Genomic DNA, 16,670 nt, shown 5'->3' with positions numbered 1-16,670 from the left:
ACCGGCCAGCTAGACCCCTCTTTATGAAAATCCGCACCTGAAATTGAGCAGGATAAAAGTTACATGCATTTAACAGGCCAACTTATTGTTAATTAAAATATTAGGGGGGCATTAAATTACTATTTATATTTACCAGAGGAGTCCATGCTGCGTTGCTGAATTTTTATGCTTTTTCGTAAAGAATGATTTCACTTATGCCTATAACCTACTTTTTCAAGCTGAAAACTGGCGGCACTCGGTTTACTGATAATCAATACAACTGCCTTTGTCGATCATTACCCTGCACCATTATGGTGCAGGGTGATGATCATGAGGTGTAGCCGTAAGGAAAGTATCGGGCGTCTTGGCAGAATCAACTGACGGGAATATTGGCGCAGAGAATGGTAATATTAAGACAAAAGTTTAATCGCTTAACAAGCTCAAATAATAAACCTAGCTCGTAGAGTGTATTAATAATGTAATCAGATTTACTATTCAAATCATCCCGGCGGCTTTGTGAGCGTGACTTTTCCTTTGAAGCAACTGATCATAAATTTAATGCTTTTGGTATAATTAAGACAAAGTTTAGTCGCTTAACAAGGTAAAATAATAAACCCAGTCAAATCCATCGCCAGGATCGGTTTTTCTGCCCGGCGCTATCTCACTGTGCGCGACAATACGTTGTTTATTGATGGCGGGATAACGTTGTTGTATTTTTTGTGTCAAGGCTGCAAGTGATAAATATTGCTCTTCTGTATAAGCGCTTTTATCTGTCCCCTCAAGCTCAATACCAATGGAATAGTCATTGCATTTCTCAACCCCCGCAAAACAAGAGATGCCGGCATGCCAGGCACGTTTTTCAAAAGGCACATATTGTTCAATCTCACCATCACGGCGAATCACACAATGCGCAGAGACTTCAAGCCCTTCAAGACTGCTGAAATCAGGGTGAGCCTGACTATCTAAACATCCGGTAAATAAAGACTCAATCTCGTGCCCCCCATAACAACCTTCGGGCAGGCTGATACAATGAATAACCAATAAGCTAATCTCACTGCCGGCAGGTCGTTGATTACAAAAGGGGCTGGGTATCTGTCTGGCATTTTGATAAAAACCAAGTTTATTAATCACACATAATGCTCCTGTATATAAAAGGCTGTCGGCGATCAGCTATCGGCTATCGGTTGACGGCTTCGAGCTTCGAACTTCGAGCTTCGAGCTGACGGCTATCGGCTATCGGCTATCGGCTGACGGCTGACGGCTATCGGCTGACGGCTAACGGCTGACGGCTGACGGCTGACGGCTGACCTAAATGATAGACAATAAAAAAGGCGCTAAAAGCGCCTTTTTTCAATCATTAACTGGCTAAACGTCAGTTAATTATTCCCACTCGATGGTTGCAGGCGGTTTACCTGAAACATCGTACACTACACGGGAAATACCATCAATTTCATTGATGATACGATTTGATACATGACCGATTAAATCGTAAGGAAGATGTGACCAACGCGCGGTCATAAAGTCGATTGTTTCCACACAACGCAGGGACACAACCCAATCGTATTTGCGGCAATCGCCCATCACACCCACAGAACGTACCGGCAGGAAGACCACAAAGGCCTGACTGACTTTATGGTAAAGATCCGCTTTATGTAACTCTTCAATAAAGATAGCATCGGCGCGGCGCAGTAAATCGCAGTACTCTTTCTTCACTTCACCTAATACTCGTACTCCTAAACCCGGACCCGGGAAAGGATGACGGTAAAGCATCTCATAAGGTAGACCTAACTCTAAGCCGATTTTACGCACTTCATCTTTAAACAATTCACGCAGTGGTTCAACCAGACCCATTTCCATATCATCGGGTAATCCACCCACATTATGGTGAGATTTAATAACCTGTGCTTTACCCGTTTTAGAGCCCGCCGATTCGATCACATCAGGGTAGATAGTGCCCTGCGCTAACCATTTGGCATTTTTAAGCTTTTTAGATTCTTCATCGAAAATTTCGACAAAGACACGGCCGATGATCTTACGTTTCGCTTCAGGATCGCTTTCGCCGGCCATCTGCTCTAAGAAACGGTGTTCAGCATTAACATGAATGATTTTTAACCCGAAATGATCACCAAACATATCCATCACCTGTTGGCCTTCATTTAAACGCAGTAAACCGTTATCAACAAATACACAGGTCAGTTTATCACCAATAGCGCGTTGTAATAACATCGCCACAACGGATGAATCAACACCGCCGGAAAGACCAAGAATAACTTCATCATCACCAATCTGCGCTTTCATGCGTGCAACCGCATCTTCGATGATTGAACTTGGTGTCCAGAGCGTTTCACAGCCACAAATATCCATGACAAAGTGGCGTAACATACGCTCCCCCTGACGAGTATGAGTGACTTCCGGATGAAACTGCACACCATAAAAACGTTTTTCTTCATCGGCAATAGCAGCAAACTGACAGGTCGCAGTATTTGCAATAGTAGTAAAACCTGCGGGGATAGCTGACACTTTATCACCATGGCTCATCCACACATCTAATAAAGCATTACCATTTTCAGCAACCGCATCTTCAATCAGTTTGAATAGTTCAGAGGCCGCTTTTACTTCAATCTGCGCGTAACCAAATTCGCCTTCGCCTTCACCTTTAATGACCGACCCACCGAGTTGCTCGGACATAGTCTGCATACCGTAGCAGATACCTAATACGGGCACTCCCGCAGTAAAGACATATTCAGGTGCACGCGGAGAGCCTGCCGCGGTGACACTTTCAGGGCCACCCGCTAGAATAATGCCGTTCGGGCTAAAATCTTTAATATCCTGCTCATCAACATCCCAGCTCCAAAGTTCACAGTAAACACCGATTTCACGGATACGACGCGCGATTAATTGGGTGTACTGAGAACCGAAATCTAAAATCAGAATTCGCTGTTCATGAATGTTTTTGTTCATTGGATGATCCCTTTTTATAAAAAATAAAGACGGTAAAAACCGTCTCAATAATAATTTTTCAGTTCTCTGCCATTGACAGAGACTGATAATAATTTACCCCTGCAGGCAGTGCACTACAGGGGTAAATAACTTGCACAGCGATTAACCACCAGCGCGGTAGTTTGGCGCTTCTTTGGTAATAGCTACATCGTGCACATGGCTTTCACCCATACCTGCACTGGTGATCTTCACAAACATCGCTTTAGTATTCATGTCATGAATAGTTGCACAGCCGGTGAGACCCATAGAAGAACGTACACCACCCATCTGCTGATGAATAATCTCTTTTACTTTACCTTTATAAGCAACACGTCCTTCAATACCTTCAGGGACTAATTTGTCCGCGGCATTATCTGACTGGAAGTAACGATCCGATGAACCCTGCGACATAGCAGCCACGGATCCCATACCACGATAGGATTTGTATGAACGTCCCTGGAACAAAATTATCTCACCGGGAGACTCCTCTGTACCGGCAAACATACTGCCCATCATGACACATGACGCGCCGGCAGCTAATGCTTTAGCAATGTCACCGGAAAAACGAATACCACCATCGGCGATAACCGGTACACCAGTACCTTCAAGCGCTGCGACTGCATCTGAAATAGCCGTGATTTGCGGCACACCAACACCTGTCACAATACGTGTTGTGCAGATTGAACCAGGGCCGATGCCAACCTTAACCGAACTACAACCCGCTTCAACCAGAGCTAAAGCGCCGTCCCCAGTGGCCACGTTGCCGCCAATGATATCTAAATCAGGAAAAGCCAGACGGGTGGCTTTAATGCGATCTAAAACACCTTGAGAATGACCGTGTGAAGAGTCGATTAACAGTACATCCACCCCCGCTTCAACTAATGCAGCAACACGTTCTTCATTACCCGCACCCGCACCGACTGCAGCGCCTACGCGTAAACGACCTAATGCATCTTTACAGGCATTAGGTTTCTGTTCCGCTTTACGGAAATCTTTTACCGTTATCATGCCGCACAGTTTAAAGTTATCATCGGTTAACAATACTTTTTCGATGCGGTGGGCGTGCATTAATTTTTCAATTTCATCACGCGGGGTATTTGATTTGGCGGTGACCAGATCCTTTTTCCCGGTCATAACAGAAGAAACCAGTTTATTTAAATCGGTTTCAAATAAGACATCACGACCGGTAATAATCCCGATTAACTCACCTGAATTTTCAACAACAGGATAACCAGCAAAGCCATGTTTGTCGGTTAATTCTTTAATTTCTGCAAGTGTAGTATTAGGAGAAACCGTAATTGGGCTGGCAACCACACCACTCTCATGAATTTTTACTAAACGGACTTCTTCCGCTTGTAAAGCAATTGACATGTTTTTGTGGATAAAACCAATGCCGCCCTCTTGTGCTAAAGCTATAGCAAAACGAGATTCAGTCACAGTATCCATGGCAGCTGAAACAACCGGAATATTCAATGAGATATTTGGCGTTAGTTTGGTTTTTAAGTCGGCAGTATTTGGCAGTACAGTCGAATGACTGGGTACTAATAGTACATCATCAAATGTTAATGCATCTTTGACAATTCGTAGCATTGCAATATCTCACTTATAGTTGGGAGGATTATTCAATATACTCAAATTTCTGAGTATCATATTGCGCTGGGATTTTAATCGTTCTGTGAGCTAAGTACAATTAAAAAATCACCTTAAGGGCAACTCTTTTTATCATTCCACGTAACTGTTAGAATCTAAATTAATTTTTACTGGTCACCGATAGCGATAAACCATGAATATTTCTGAAAATAAAAACATTTATAGCGTCAGTTCCCTCAATCGCGCGGCAAAAGCACTTCTGGAAACGGGATTGGGGGTCATTTGGTTATCGGGCGAAATTTCTAATTTAACCATTGCGGTTTCCGGGCATTGGTACTTCACTCTAAAAGATCACAGTGCACAAGTGCGTTGTGCCATGTTTAGAGGTAGTAATAAACGCACCGGTTTTACACCCAAACACGGCCAGCAGGTTTTAGTGCGCGCCAAACTTAGCCTTTATGAGGCACGCGGTGACTACCAGCTAATTGTTGAAAGCATGGCACCTGAAGGCGATGGTTTATTAAAACAACAATTTGAAGAATTAAAATTTAAATTAGCCGCTGAAGGTTTATTTTCTGAAAGTCACAAAAAACCCCTGCCGCAGTTAATTAAATGTATTGGTATTATTACCTCATCAACGGGGGCTGCACTGCATGATATTCTCAGTATTTTAAAACGTCGCGATCCGCGCCTGAAGGTGATTATCTATCCGTCACTCGTCCAGGGTGCGAGCAGTGCAGCCTCGGTTGCGGCGCAAATTCAGTTAGCCAATGCCCGCAATGAATGTGATTTATTAATTGTCGGCCGCGGCGGTGGTTCTCTGGAAGATTTATGGTGCTTTAATGAAGCGCTTGTAGCTTATGCTATATATGACAGTCAGTTACCTATTATCAGTGCCGTTGGTCATGAAATTGATGTCACTATTGCGGACTTTGTCGCCGATGTACGCGCGGCAACTCCCTCTGCCGCGGCTGAGCTTGTCAGTCAGAATAAAGCCTTTCATCAAACCCAATTGAATACCTTAACAAATCGCATGAAGCAGGCAATTCAGGCGCGCCTGCAGGTAAAATTACATCAACATGCTTTAATCAGAGAAAAATTACTTAATCTGCACCCTAAACATAAGCTCCAACAACAGACCTTACAGTTAGATGAACTCAGCCTGCGCTTACAACATGCTTTTCAGGCAAGCATGAATCAAGCCAAACAGGATCAGCAAAGACTGCAAAGTGGTTTATTTCAACATAGCCCGGAAGGCATTGTTTGCGTCGAAAAACAAAAACAGAAACAACTTCAGCACCGTTTAGAACATGCCATGCAGGTAACACTCAATCAGAAAAGAACTTTGTTACAAAATAAAAGCAGTCGACTCAATACCGTCAGCCCGCTGGCAACACTGGCACGCGGTTATGCGATTGTAAAAGATAAGAATGGGAAAATCACCACGGATACGGCGAATCTGCAACCCGGGGATAAAATAGCGGTGCGTTTAGATAAGGGAGAATTTAAAGCACAAGTGCTAGGCGGCGAGCTATAAGGCTGAGAGGCTATAAAGCTGAGAGGCTATAAGGCTTCGAGCTGCGGGTTAAGAGCTGCGAGGTTAAGAGCTGAGAGCTGAAAGCTGAAAGCCAACAGCTGAAAGCCGAAAGCCGACAGCTGAAAGCCGACAGCCGACAGCCGACAGCTGAAAGCTGAAAGCCGACAGCCGAAAACTGACGGCTATTATTTATGGACGAATTAAGTTTTCACCAATACCAATCCACTTGTAAGTGGTCAGTTCTTGTAATCCCATCGGACCACGTGCATGCAGTTTTTGTGTTGATACTGCAACTTCAGCCCCTAATCCGAATTGGCTGCCATCGGTAAAGCGAGTGCTGGCATTGATGTACACTGCAGCAGAATTGACAACATTGATAAATTTATTCGCAATGGTAAAATCATTGGTTAAAATACCGTCGGAATGGCCGGAGCTATGGGTGCGAATATGCATAATAGCCTCATGGAAATCGGCGACCACTTTAACGCCTAAATTTAAACATAACCATTCGCGATCGAAATCACCCGGCTCGGCAAGGGTTGCTTTGTCACCTAAAATGGCTTTTGCTTTCTCTTCTGCAATCAGCGTTACACCCATAGGGGCAAGGTGAGCATACAGCTTGGCTAAAAATTCCTCGGCAATATCCTGATGTACTAAAAGTGTCTCCAGTGAATTACACACAGTCGGTCTTTGTACTTTAGCATTGGCAACAATAGCCAGTGCTTTTTCTTGATCGACACTTTTATCAGCAAACAGATGACAAACACCAATACCGCCAACGATCACGGGGATATTACTGTTTTCTTTACAGAATTTTTGCAGGCCGGCATTACCGCGCGGAATAATCATATCCACGTAGTCATCCATTTTCAAAAGCTCGCCCACTAAAGCGCGGTCAGTGTTGTTAATATACTGCACCGACGTTTTTGGTAAACCAACAGATTCTAAAGCCGCTTGAATCACGTCTACTAAGACTATATTAGAGCGAATAGTCTCTTTACCACCACGTAAAATACATGCATTACCGGTTTTTAAACTCAACACCGCGATATCAATAGTCACATTTGGGCGAGCTTCATAAATCACGCCAATCACACCAATAGGCACGCGACGTTTACTGAGCTTCAAGCCATTTTCAAGAAGTTTGCCATCAAACTCTTCACCGACAGGATCGTCTAATTTAATCACGCTGCGCACATCACTAACAACGCCGGCTAAACGCGTTTCATCAAGCAACAAACGATCTAATAACGCTTCCGTTAATCCGGCTTCTTTACCCGCTTGAATATCTTCTTTATTGGCAGAAACAATCTTATCCTGATTAGCCTCTAACGCTAAAGCAATCGCTTCTAATGCGGTATTCTTTTTTTCGCTGCCAGTAATTGCAAGTTCATAACTTGCTTCTTTTGCTAATTTACCTAATGATTGTAAATCCATGAATTTTTCCTTAATTAAAGATTAATTATCGGTTATAAGAGTACTAAATCATCTCGATGTATAATGACTCTACCATGTTCAAAACCTAATACCGCTTCAATTTGTTCTGAGTGTAACCCTTTTATTTTTTCTATATCGGCTTTTTTATAACGTACCACCCCTCGCGCTAACTCCTGATCGGCCTGATTAACGATACTAACAACATAACCGCGCGAAAAATTTTCCGTGGTTGCGACAATACCTTTGGCTAACAAACTGCTGCCTGCATGTACAATGGCTTTCTCCGCGCCCGGATCAACAATAATTTTACCACAGCTGCGCGACGCGGCAAAAATCCAGTTTTTACGCGCTTCTAAACGGCTATTTTCAGAGCTGAAACGCGTTCCTACGGACTGATTATTAACGGCATTAATAATCACATCCTTTTTATGACCCGAGGCTATAACCACTTCAATACCCGCTCGATTGGCAATCATGGCCGATTCAATTTTGGTCGCCATGCCCCCCGTACCAAGGCCGCTTATACTGCCACTTGCCAGCCCGTGAATTTCCTGAGTAATTTTTTGGATTTCGGGAATCAGCTGCGCATCGGGGTTATTACGCGGATCACTGGTAAACAAACCCAGTTGATCGGTTAATAATAAAAGCTGATCAGCATCGGCTAATAAAGCCACTAAGGCCGACAGATTATCATTATCGCCCACTTTAATTTCACTGGTAGCGACCGCATCATTTTCATTAACGAGGGGAATAATTCGGTATTTTAACAGTGTTTTTATCGTATCTCGCGCATTCAAAAAACGCAGGCGATCATCTAAATCAGCACGGGTTAATAACATTTGTCCTACATGTAACCCGTATATTTTGAATAGGTTTTCCCATTCACGTACTAATTGCCCCTGCCCAACCGCGGCAAGCATCTGTTTATTGGCTATGCTGGGCTCAATATTATGCAATCCTAAATGCTCTTTACCAGCAGCAATAGCCCCGGAGGTTACCACTATAATGTGATGCCCCTGATGATGCAATAATGCACATTGACGTACAATTTCAACCATATGAGCGCGATCTAACTTTGTCGTGCCGCTGGTCAGCACACTTGTACCTAATTTGACTACAATGGTTTTTTTAGTGGTTTTCATGCTGGTTTCGTTTATCAAAAAGTTCATTAACCAAAAAAACAGCAACAAGTGACTCGTTACTGTTTGTGACTATACCATTATTCAATTTAGGGTAGTAAATTTGCGTTTTCAATAGTGCAGATCTTACCACGCTAAATTTCGTTGCAGACTACTTCTCGCGCATTTAATGGCAACTGAGTTTCAAATTCAAGTAATTTTTCTAATCGCCCTAAAAACAGCTCAAAAGAGTTATCAAGTTGTTGCTGATCTTTTTTATGAATAGTGACGTCTTCCCAATCTCCCGGCAGGTTATAACGGCCATTAAAGCGTTCATATTCAAAACTATTTTCATATTTTTTCACAATCATCCACCAGCCTAAAAATTCTCTTTCTTCCGGCTCTTTTTGATCATCCACACAGATTTCTAAACAATCAAAAAAATAGGATGATTCCGTTGAATTCAGGCGACGAAAATAAGGCCCCAGATCAGTGAGTAATTTAGTGATTCGCCCATGGGATGGTGCTTTCTTTACGTCCGTAGTCATAAAAATATCTTCCTATTTTGATAAATATTTTACTATTCTATACCTACTCAGCCAGATGTATTGTTAACCATTCGGCAGAATAACTTAAAGATTTCAAATATGATGCAAATATGGGAGGTTTATCAATAATGTGAGATTCTCCTTCACGACTTGCACGGGCAATCAACTTTAAATCTTGCTCATTACAAATTAGATCATCTTTGTGCCCAATACTTAATAAAGGGGTTTCAATGCGCCTCCGTGCCAGCAACCCCTGTTTAATCAGCGAAAGTGGCACACAAAACTTATACAACATTTCAGCACTGGAATTATTAATCTGCATACGTGATGCAATACAATCTAACAACATTGGCGGTAATTTTTTGAAATTCTCTAAATTGTCAAAAATACTGCCCACAGCAGCACCAACACAAACGACAGATTTAACACAGTTAGGCTCTAAAAAGGCTAAACGCGCAGCCACATTGCCGCCAAAGCGCATGCCCATCAATGCAATACGATCGTGATCCACCCAAGGTACTCCTTTTAAAAAGTGGCAAATGGCTTGATGTAAATTGGATGAGTTTTGCTCAAGTTTAACATGCGAGGCAAAACCAATGCCGGGCAGGTCGACGGTGAGCATCGCAATACCTGCCGGGGCAAGCTCCTTTTCAAAAAAAGGTAATAATTCACACTGCAGGGTATCGAGTCCACCGCTAATAATCACCACGGGATGAATGGTTTCATCATTTGGAAGATGCAAATAACAAGTGACGTCTTTACCTTGAAATGGCACTTTAATCTCTTTTAAAATCATGTTGTTATTATATTTTGCTGACTCTCGATAATTATTAAATGCTAATGCTTGGGCCTGAAGGCTTAATTCATCCCCTTTTAAGTGCGGATAACTGGCAACACTGTAAAATTGCGATGCTAAATAATACGCTTTTTTAGCCTTTTCAGTCTCGTCCTGCTCAGCATAGGCTTTACCCTGTTTGTAATAAAACATGGCTTTCTGCGTCCACTCATAGCTCCAATTTCCCGAATGAAAACCTATTACGCTGTCTAAGACCTCCGAATCACTGCGCGGATGTGTTGATACCGCGATACGGGCGAGCACCTCGGAACACTCAATAAGGTCCAAACCTTGCCAGGACCAAAGCATAAACTTTAATAAACGATACCAACCCGGTTTTTCTTCTCCCTCCATAACGACATTATTTTGTGTATGGTTTTTTTTCGTTGCGGTGTTGGTGATAAGCGTTGATGTTTCCTGCACATTAAATTTATGTGCAAACAGCGTTTCAGATAAATTTTCAGACATAGAACACTCGTATTGAAAATGGCGTTAGATTAGGAATAAAGTAAAATCAGGGATAAATGTTGCTAAAAATGAGTGCTAATAAAAAGAGTAACAATGAGACTCTTTCTGCCCCCGCTTTTTTAGCTGGCACAATTTTTACCAGCTTAAGCAGCTATTCCCCAAGCACTTAAAGACTATTAGGGTTTAAACAGGGACATAGTAACACTTTCCAAGCAAAATTTTCTCAGCAAGTTGTAACCTGTCTTTATCACCCTGCAGTAAAACCAGATCTCCCGGTTCAAAAAGTACTTTGTCTGAAATTATCACCTCGGCTCCATTTTCCCGATGCACAGATTTGATCATAACGCCGGCAAGGTGAAATTCCTGTACACAACTTCCCACTACCTCAGCCCCTGCAATTAGGGTTACCGCATGCAATTGCTCTATATGCCATGTATTTTTTTCACTTTGGCTATTTTGTCCGTAATAAAAACCGTGCAGATGCTGGTACTTAATTTTACGTTCACTCTCCAAACGCTGTAAAATTCTCCGACTTGGCACGCCGGATAAAAACAAAACATGGGCAACTAACATCAAACTGCCCTCTAACACTTCGGGGATAACCTCGGTCGCACCCGCCGCTTTTAACTGATCCAGACCCTTATCATCCTTAGTGCGCACCAGTACCTTCAGATTCGGATTTAGCGCCCTAATCAGCCCCAATAAAGCCATTGAACGGCGCAGGTCATCAAAAGTAATAATTAATAAATTGGCTTTCTCAATGCCGGCAAGTAACAATATTTCCCGGCGGCTCGCATCGCCAAATTCAATGAGTTCCCCCCCCTCCAGTGCCTCTTTGACCCGCATTGGATCCCTGTCCAAAACAATAAAGGGCAGTGATTCATTTTTTAAAAACCGTGAAACAATTTGCCCGACACGTCCATAACCACAAATAATGGTATGTTTTGTAAATTGCCCGGGCAGTGTTTTTTGAAAACGAAAAGCTTTGGCTGAATGGTGTAATAATTCGCGGGAGATATGATGGCTGTATTTTACCAATAAGGGGGTAATCGTCATGCTAATCACGCCTGTCGCAATAATCAGGGAAGATAACTGCGCGTCTAATAATTTATATTTACTGGCCAATGCGACTAATATAAAACCAAACTCGCCCATTTGTGCTAAAGCAATACCGGTTCCCAGTGCGGTGGTCAATTTTTCTTGCATAATAACGGCTGCTAAGGTGATGGTTAAAATTTTCGCCAGCATCACCCCTATTACGATTAACATTAATGTGCCAAAATCATCGAGTAATACCTGATACTGCAAAAGTGTACCAATTGAGATAAAAAAAATGGCCATTAAAATATCTTTGAATGGCCTGATATCAGCTAAAAGTTGATGGCGATAATGACTTTCGCCAAGCATCATGCCTGCCAAAAAAGCCCCTAATGCCATGGATAAACCCAGTAATTGGGTAAACCAGGCGGCCAGAATAGTGACAAACAGCGTTGATAGAATAAAAATCTCATCAAAACGCATACTCGCCATTTCATCAAAAAACCTTGGCAGTAACCAGCGCCCGACGGATAAGATAACTGCGACAGCTAACGCGCCTTTTACAAAGGCAAGCGACAAAGCGGTCACAATCTCGCCTTCAAGCCCCGGCATTGCAATAATAGGAATAATAATTAAAAAGGGGATCACGGCAAGATCCTGAAAAAGAAGAATGGAAATTGCCAATCGACCGGTTCTTGATTCCAACCTCTGTTGATCGCTTAAGACTTTAACAATAATGGCGGTTGACGACATGGTTAGAACCCCGGCAATGGTAAATGCCTGTTGCCAGCTCAGATCAAATAATCGGCATAACCAATAGAACAGAAAAAATGAAGCGCATACCTGCAGTGCCCCAATGCCAAAAACAGCGCGCCTCATTTTAATCAGTTTGTTGAGTGAAAACTCTAATCCGAGTGAAAACATTAAAAAAACGATACCAAACTCGGCGACCAGCTCTATTTCATGATAGGAGTGAAGAAGATTAAACAACGAGGGACCCAGAATAAATCCGGTAAAGAGGTAGGCAACAATATTCGACAATCTCAGGCGTTTAAAGATAAGTACGCTGACAATTGCAGAAAAGAGTAATAATAACAGATCATTAAACACTTTTTTCCCTTAACTCCCGATGGATACCGCACCTAAAGAAAATTAAAATATATTCGTCAAATATAAGCAATCAAGCCATAAAACAGTTTAATCATATTCCTATAAAAAATTTATTGGTAATAATTTTTTCTTATAAAGTGAGTGCTATTTAGAGTTAAAAGAACTTTAATATAATGCCAGTGCTTAGCATCTGAAAGGCATTAATAGCAGTACAATGCCTGCTATTAATGGTTGAATTTTTACTTTAAAGGTTTTAACAAGCCCTTAATAACACTCATCAGGCTGGCAAAAACTACTAACAGGGCTAAAAACGGCAAGGTAAACCACATTAAAGGATGCAAGCTCGGATCTAACTTAAACCCCCATTTTAGCAAACTAAAAACGATTAACTCAGCCCCGGCGACGGCCACAAAACCTGCGGCAATGGCCATTACCCCATATTCACTCCACAGGGTTTGGCTGATTCTTTTCCTGCTTGCCCCTAATGTTCTATATAATGTAATTTCACGTTGCCGCTGATTCAAGCTTAAACGTAATAAAGTAAAAATCAATAATAACCCGCTGAGCACGCCAACACCCGCAAGCACCGTTAGTGACCAGGTTATTTGCCCTAAAATAGTTTGCAGTTTGCCGCCCATACTGCGCAAATCTAATAAACTGACCGTTGGGTAATTGCGTCCAAGCTGATTCAGGAAAGGCAGCTTTTGATCGTTAATACGAAAACTGACTAACCAGGTAGCGGGCAGTTCCTTAACGACATCGGGGGTAAAAATAAGGTAAAAGTTTGGCTTCATACTTTGCCATTCCACTTCACGAATTGAATTTACCGGCACGCTAAAGGCTTGCCCATTAACCATAAATCCTAATTTATCTCCAATTTTAATCCCTAAATCTGCCGCTAAGCTTTGCTCGATAGAGACCCCTTTTTGGTCTGTCCATTGCCCTGCAACCACGGGATTATCATCGGGGAGCTCGGTTACCCAGGTAAAATTTAATTCCCGATGTAAGGCGTTAATATGGTCATTGCCATTATCTGCAGATCGTTTTGCATTCTCACCATTAATTTCCGTCAGGCGGCCGCGAATAATAGGGTAAGCCGATGATCGCTGGATCTGATTATCATCTAACTGTTTTAAGTAGGCTTGCTGCTCGGTTGGCGCAATATTGATGGCAAATACATTAGGCGCATCCGCCGGTAAGGTCTCCTGCCAATCACTCAACAAATCCGTTCTTACCAGCCAAATCACCGCCACCAGCATAAGCGATCCCGACAATGCGGCCAGCTGCATCATACTGCTTTTGGCAGAACGTTTAATGCGGCTTAAGGCAAGGGACATAGCCGGTCCCCACTTGGCTTTACTGAGAAGATGCAATAACACATAACTGGCGCTAGCAAGCACCACAAAGAGCGCTATTAATCCGCCAAAGACCATCCAGACTAAGGTATTAGCACCATAAATCAGTAAAAATGCAATAGCAGGCGCAGCAATTAACCATAACCCTTTTTTAGAGGGTTTTACAGTCTGAGCCTGCAACACCGCAATGGCCGATGTATCCAATAACCTTATTAGCGGTATTCCCAATGCAGGCAAACCAATGAGCAACGCCACCGCACTGCCAAAAACAAAAGGCTGCCAACCATAACCCGGCAATTGATCCGGTAAAATACCCGCCAAAGGTAAACGCAGCAGTGCCTCCAGTCCCAGACCAATCAGTGAACCTAAAACAATAGCCGCTACAAACATCAAACCGACTTGGCTTAATAACCATTGACGCAACCAGCGTCTACCGGCCCCCATACTTTTTAACATCGCCACCGTATTAGTCCGGCTATCGGCATAATGCTGGCAGGTAAGTACTAAGGTGACCGCTGCCATTAGGATCACCATCAAAATAGTCAGCGACAGGTATTGTTTCGCTTTTATGATTAAATCGGCTGTTCGCCCCTGATTCCCTTCACTTATCCAACGTTCACCCGTTTGTAGCGGGTGAACTTTCTGCAGCAGCTTAAGTGTACTGTCATCGCCCTTAAAAAAAGTCCGGTATTGTACGCGACTGCCTAATTGTACCGCCCCCGTTTTACCCAGATCCGCTTGATGGATAAACACACTCGGCATAGTCCGAAAAGGGTTATAAGTCAGTTCAGGCTCCGACGCTATTTTCCCGGAGACCTTTAAGGTTAAATCACCAATAGCAAGCTGGTCACCAATTTTAATCCCTAATAAAGAAAACAAGCGTTCAGCAATCCATAACTCCCCGGGTTGCAAGGATCCTTTCGACACGGCATTCGAGCCGATTAAAATTAATTCACCGCGCAGCGGGTAGCTGCTTTGCACCGCTTTAACGCTCACCAACTGCATACTGCTGTCGCTAAATGCCATGGTTTGAAAACGGATTTGTTCTGACTTTGTTAAACCGAGTTGCTCAGCCTCAGTCAATATTAATTCCGGTGTCGGATTCGCGGAAGAGAAAACCAGATCGGCTGCAATCATCGAACGGCCATGATCTGTCATCACCTTTTCAACGCGAATCGCTAATGCAGACAGCGCCACAACACAGGCAATAATCAAGGTAAGCGCGGCCATCACCGGCCACAGTTGCCCTTGCCAGATCTCACGCCAACTCCAACGTATTACCATCTTCCGCCCTGAAGCCATTTTATGCTTGTCCATTAGACCTCCTGCAGCTGGCCGGCGTGAATAGAGAGAGTACGATCGCAGCGTTTAGCTAAATTGGTATCATGGGTTATTAAGACTAACGTCGTGCCATGATCACGATTCATTTCAAATAAAAGTTCAATAATATTTTCTGCCGTGTGCTCATCTAAATTACCCGTTGGCTCATCGGCAAACAGGATTTTTGGCTGGGTCATAAATGCCCTTGCTAATGCCACTCGTTGCTGCTCGCCACCGGATAACTGTGCAGGCAGATGCGTTTCACGTCCAGTCAGTCCGACGGAAGCGAGTAGCTGCTTAGCTTTCTCTATATCTTCCCCTTCCCCGCGTAAAATAGCTGGTAAGGTCACATTCTCGACTGCGGATAAAGATGGAATCAACAAAAAACTCTGGAAAACAAAACCGATTGATTCGCTGCGAATTTGAGCGCGTTGTTCATCATTCAACTGCGATAAAGGCTGACCCAGTAATTCAATTTCACCTGAGCTGACAATGTCGAGTCCCGCCAACAAGGCCATTAAGGTTGATTTACCCGCTCCGGAGGTACCAACAATGGCGACCGTCTCACCCGCAACCACGTCAAATGTGATATCTTTTAGAATAGATAATTCGGTTTCATTAGAAATGACGGATTTACTCACTGATATTGCTTTTATAATGGATAATGACATGACGAAAATATTTTCCTTTTATGTTGCTCTGCTTTTTTGCGCAGCAGCCAATGGTCAAACACTGCTCATACTGGGTGACAGTTTAAGTGCCGGTTATAATATGTCCATCGAGCAGAGTTGGCCTTCTTTGTTAAGTGCAGAACTGCAGACACTGGATAAATCAACGACGGTTGTTAATGCAAGTATTTCCGGCGATACAACCAATAATGCCTTAGCCCGCTTGCCTGAATTATTGTCGTTACATAAACCCACATCTGTCTTAATTGAACTGGGTGCAAATGATGGCTTACGTGGTTTTCCCCCCGCATTGGTGATGGGGAATATTAAGCAGATAATTAACTTAATTAAAGCTCAAAATGGCTCACCCATCTTAATGCAAATCCAAGTTCCACCTAACTATGGTAAACGTTACAGCCAAGCATTTAGTTCACTTTACCCACAATTAAGTGAAAAATACAATACGCCCTTAATCCCGTTTTTTCTGGAAGAGGTGATAGTCAAGCCACAATGGATGATGAATGACGGTCTACACCCGACAGCGGAAGCTCAACCCTGGATAGCACAATATATGGCTAAACAACTGGCACCTTATTTGCGGAACAGATAAGCCATAAGCCATAAGCCATAAACCATAAGCCATAAGCTGTCAGCTGTCAGCTGTCAGCTATCTGCTATCTGTTGTCAG

General features: G+C 43.0%; 12 protein-coding genes. 2 read left to right on the top strand and 10 right to left on the bottom strand.

What is annotated here, in order from left to right:
- Positions 1-564: 564 nt before the first annotated feature.
- The 3 genes from ampD to guaB form a co-directional block, all read right to left on the bottom strand.
- On the bottom strand, positions 565-1,110 hold the full coding sequence (gene ampD / locus CXF72_RS01775; RefSeq protein WP_101036402.1) for a 1,6-anhydro-N-acetylmuramyl-L-alanine amidase AmpD: 546 nt from the start codon (positions 1,108-1,110) through the stop codon (positions 565-567).
- 249 nt (positions 1,111-1,359) lie between these two features.
- Positions 1,360-2,940, bottom strand: coding sequence for a glutamine-hydrolyzing GMP synthase (gene guaA, locus CXF72_RS01765; RefSeq protein WP_101036400.1), 1,581 nt, complete (start codon positions 2,938-2,940; stop codon positions 1,360-1,362).
- 141 nt (positions 2,941-3,081) lie between these two features.
- A complete protein-coding gene (gene guaB / locus CXF72_RS01760; protein WP_101036398.1) occupies positions 3,082-4,548 on the bottom strand; it encodes an IMP dehydrogenase in 1,467 nt (488 codons plus the stop codon).
- Positions 4,549-4,741: 193 nt separating this feature from the next.
- Between guaB and xseA the strand changes: the two genes are divergently transcribed.
- Positions 4,742-6,085: an exodeoxyribonuclease VII large subunit gene (gene xseA / locus CXF72_RS01755; RefSeq protein WP_101036397.1), complete on the top strand. Its 1,344-nt coding sequence runs from the start codon at positions 4,742-4,744 to the stop codon at positions 6,083-6,085.
- A 189-nt stretch (positions 6,086-6,274) separates the two neighbouring features.
- Here the strand turns inward: xseA and CXF72_RS01750 are convergent, their stop codons facing one another.
- The 7 genes from CXF72_RS01750 to CXF72_RS01720 form a co-directional block, all read right to left on the bottom strand.
- Complete coding sequence (locus tag CXF72_RS01750) at positions 6,275-7,522, bottom strand: glutamate-5-semialdehyde dehydrogenase (RefSeq protein WP_101036395.1); 1,248 nt, start codon at positions 7,520-7,522, stop codon at positions 6,275-6,277.
- A gap of 32 nt (positions 7,523-7,554) precedes the next feature.
- Positions 7,555-8,664, bottom strand: a complete 1,110-nt coding sequence (gene proB / locus CXF72_RS01745) for a glutamate 5-kinase (RefSeq protein WP_198552466.1) — start codon at positions 8,662-8,664, stop codon at positions 7,555-7,557.
- A 131-nt stretch (positions 8,665-8,795) separates the two neighbouring features.
- Positions 8,796-9,188, bottom strand: a complete 393-nt coding sequence (crl, locus tag CXF72_RS01740) for a sigma factor-binding protein Crl (protein WP_101036392.1) — start codon at positions 9,186-9,188, stop codon at positions 8,796-8,798.
- Between the two features lie 43 nt (positions 9,189-9,231).
- On the bottom strand, positions 9,232-10,491 hold the full coding sequence (gene frsA, locus CXF72_RS01735; RefSeq protein WP_101036390.1) for an esterase FrsA: 1,260 nt from the start codon (positions 10,489-10,491) through the stop codon (positions 9,232-9,234).
- A 183-nt stretch (positions 10,492-10,674) separates the two neighbouring features.
- The gene (locus CXF72_RS01730; protein ID WP_101036388.1) at positions 10,675-12,639 is read right to left on the bottom strand and encodes a monovalent cation:proton antiporter family protein; all 1,965 of its coding nucleotides are present in this window, start codon (positions 12,637-12,639) and stop codon (positions 10,675-10,677) included.
- Positions 12,640-12,878: 239 nt separating this feature from the next.
- Positions 12,879-15,311: an ABC transporter permease gene (locus tag CXF72_RS01725; RefSeq protein ID WP_101036386.1), complete on the bottom strand. Its 2,433-nt coding sequence runs from the start codon at positions 15,309-15,311 to the stop codon at positions 12,879-12,881.
- Positions 15,311-15,985, bottom strand: coding sequence for an ABC transporter ATP-binding protein (locus tag CXF72_RS01720; protein WP_101036384.1), 675 nt, complete (start codon positions 15,983-15,985; stop codon positions 15,311-15,313). The genes CXF72_RS01725 and CXF72_RS01720 overlap by 1 nt, the downstream gene beginning before the upstream one ends.
- Here CXF72_RS01720 and tesA point away from each other — a divergent pair.
- Positions 15,984-16,592 carry a multifunctional acyl-CoA thioesterase I/protease I/lysophospholipase L1 gene (tesA, locus tag CXF72_RS01715; RefSeq protein WP_101036382.1) on the top strand — a complete coding sequence of 203 codons (609 nt, stop codon included), beginning with the start codon at positions 15,984-15,986 and terminating at the stop codon, positions 16,590-16,592. The two genes, CXF72_RS01720 and tesA, sit on opposite strands and share 2 nt — an antisense overlap.
- The last annotated feature ends 78 nt before the right edge of the window (positions 16,593-16,670 follow it).

Source organism: Psychromonas sp. MB-3u-54 (genome assembly GCF_002836415.1).
Classification (GTDB): Bacteria; Pseudomonadota; Gammaproteobacteria; order Enterobacterales; family Psychromonadaceae; genus Psychromonas.
Note: the sequence above shows the minus strand (reverse complement) of the source record. Positions and strands in the feature narration are given on the sequence as shown.

What these genes read in the sequence shown, in the direction of transcription:
- crl (WP_101036392.1), bottom strand. Translation starts at nt 9,188, where the DNA reads ATGACTACGGACGTAAAGAAAGCACCATCCCATGGGCGAATCACTAAA.
- frsA (WP_101036390.1), bottom strand. Translation starts at nt 10,491, where the DNA reads ATGTCTGAAAATTTATCTGAAACGCTGTTTGCACATAAATTTAATGTG.
- tesA (WP_101036382.1), top strand. Translation starts at nt 15,984, where the DNA reads ATGACGAAAATATTTTCCTTTTATGTTGCTCTGCTTTTTTGCGCAGCA.
- guaA (WP_101036400.1), bottom strand. Translation starts at nt 2,940, where the DNA reads ATGAACAAAAACATTCATGAACAGCGAATTCTGATTTTAGATTTCGGT.
- CXF72_RS01750 (WP_101036395.1), bottom strand. Translation starts at nt 7,522, where the DNA reads ATGGATTTACAATCATTAGGTAAATTAGCAAAAGAAGCAAGTTATGAA.
- proB (WP_198552466.1), bottom strand. Translation starts at nt 8,664, where the DNA reads ATGAAAACCACTAAAAAAACCATTGTAGTCAAATTAGGTACAAGTGTG.
- CXF72_RS01725 (WP_101036386.1), bottom strand. Translation starts at nt 15,311, where the DNA reads ATGGACAAGCATAAAATGGCTTCAGGGCGGAAGATGGTAATACGTTGG.
- CXF72_RS01720 (WP_101036384.1), bottom strand. Translation starts at nt 15,985, where the DNA reads ATGTCATTATCCATTATAAAAGCAATATCAGTGAGTAAATCCGTCATT.
- guaB (WP_101036398.1), bottom strand. Translation starts at nt 4,548, where the DNA reads ATGCTACGAATTGTCAAAGATGCATTAACATTTGATGATGTACTATTA.
- xseA (WP_101036397.1), top strand. Translation starts at nt 4,742, where the DNA reads ATGAATATTTCTGAAAATAAAAACATTTATAGCGTCAGTTCCCTCAAT.